Origin of the sequence: Mesorhizobium sp. M4A.F.Ca.ET.022.05.2.1, from assembly GCF_003998845.1 — a bacterium.
GTDB lineage: Bacteria > Pseudomonadota > Alphaproteobacteria > Rhizobiales > Rhizobiaceae > Mesorhizobium.
Genome location: NZ_RZOJ01000673.1, coordinates 1 through 1,779, shown reverse-complemented (window position 1 = coordinate 1,779; position 1,779 = coordinate 1). Strand labels below are relative to the sequence as shown.

Annotated in this window: 2 protein-coding genes; one reads left to right on the top strand and one right to left on the bottom strand. The window is 61.9% G+C overall.

What is annotated here, in order from left to right:
* Positions 1–108: 108 nt before the first annotated feature.
* Entirely contained in the window at positions 109–1,179 is a 1,071-nt protein-coding gene (locus EN745_RS34435) for a 1-aminocyclopropane-1-carboxylate deaminase (RefSeq protein ID WP_126053994.1), read from the bottom strand.
* A 147-nt stretch (positions 1,180–1,326) separates the two neighbouring features.
* Here EN745_RS34435 and EN745_RS34430 point away from each other — a divergent pair.
* Positions 1,327–1,779 (top strand): Lrp/AsnC ligand binding domain-containing protein (locus EN745_RS34430; RefSeq protein ID WP_127423285.1); only part of this gene is annotated, 453 nt, incomplete at its 3' end.

Below are 1,779 nucleotides of genomic sequence, written 5' to 3'. Positions count from 1 at the left end.
GTCCCGTCGTCATCCGTGATGCCACCGACCTGCCGGACGGGCTGATGGGACATATGAAGCCGCTGATCGAATGGCATTTCGCGGGCGGCGACGAAGTCCCCTGAGTCCTTATGGGAAGATCGGCGGCAGCGCCTCGTCCGACATGCTTTTCCGGCAGCCGCCGTCGTCCTTGTAATAATAGCTGTAGCCGTTGATGGCCGGCGCGCCGCCGAGATGCGCGTAGAGAATTCGTGAGCCCTCGGGGAAGAAGCCCTTCCTGGTCAGGTCGATCAGGCCCTGCATCGACTTTCCCTCGTAGACCGGATCGGTGATCATGGCCTCGGTGCGGGCCGCCAGGCGGATCGCGTCGTTCGTGGCCTCCGACGGAACGCCATAGGCGGGATAAGCATAGTCGGGGTTGATGACGATTTCGTCGTCGCGGACGGCGCGGCCGAGCCCGACGAGGGCGGCGGTGTCGTCGACGATGCGGCGGACCTGGGCGCGGGTCTGGTCGAGCGTGCCGGAGGCGTCGATGCCGATCACCCGGTCGGCACGGTTCTGCGCGGCGAAGCCGACGATCATGCCGGCCTGCGTCGAGCCAGTCACGACGCAGACGATCATGTAGTCGAAGGCAAAGCCGAGCTCAGCTTCCTGCCGAGCCACTTCTTCGGCGAAGCCGACATAGCCCAGCCCGCCGAACTTGTGCACCGAGGCGCCTGCCGGGATCGGATAGGGCTTGCCGCCGGCGTCCTTCACCGACTGGATAGCGTCCTCCCAGCTCTTGCGGATGCCGATGTCGAAACCGTCGTCGACCAGCCGGCTGTCGGCGCCCATCAGGCGTGTCATCAGGATGTTGCCGACCCGGTCATAGACCGCGTCATAGTGGGGCACCCATTTCTCCTGGATCACCACGCATTTCATGCCGATCTTGGCGGCCGTCGCGGCGACCATCCGCGTATGGTTCGACTGGACGCCGCCGATCGACACCAGCGTATCGGCGCCGGAGCGAAGAGCATCCGGCACGATGTATTCGAGCTTGCGCAATTTGTTTCCGCCCATGGCCAGCCCGGAATTGCAATCGTCGCGCTTTGCGTAGACGTGGACTTTGCCGCCCAACGCAGCGCTCAGCCGGGGCAGATGCTCGATGGGCGTCGGACCGAAGGTCAGCGGATAGCGTTCAAACTTCGCCAGAAGTGACATCGATCTGTCTCCGCTCTTTGTCGTTTTCGATGCTTCGATAATAGGCGCAGTCGGGCGAAAGGTGTTCTCGAACTTGCCGGCAGAATTTTCATATCTCCCAGATATTTGCGATATGATTGACCTGTTCGTTCATATAGGCTGGCAAAAATGGAAGAATCTTCCACCGAGTTGGACCGCATCGACGTCAGGATCCTGCGCACCCTTCAGGCCGAAGGACGGCTGACCAATGCGGAGCTGGCGGCGCGCGTGAATGTCAGCGCCGCCACCTGCCACAGGCGCACGCAACGCCTGTTCGAAGAAGGTTACATCACCGGGGTCAGGGCGGAGATTACGCCCGCTACGGTAGGGCTTGGCGCGCTGGTGATGGTCGGCGTCGTGCTCGACCGTTCGACACCTGAAAGCTTCGCCGCTTTCGAGGAAGCCGTGCTGAGACTCAAGGAGGTTCTCGACTGTAATCTCGTGGCCGGCGACTTCGACTACCTGCTGAAGATAAGGGTTCGCGACATGGCGGATTTCAACAAGCTCCACGGGCAGAAGCTGATCGCGCTACCGGGCGTACGGCAAACCAGGACTTTCTTTGTCATGAAGGAGGTCAAGGAG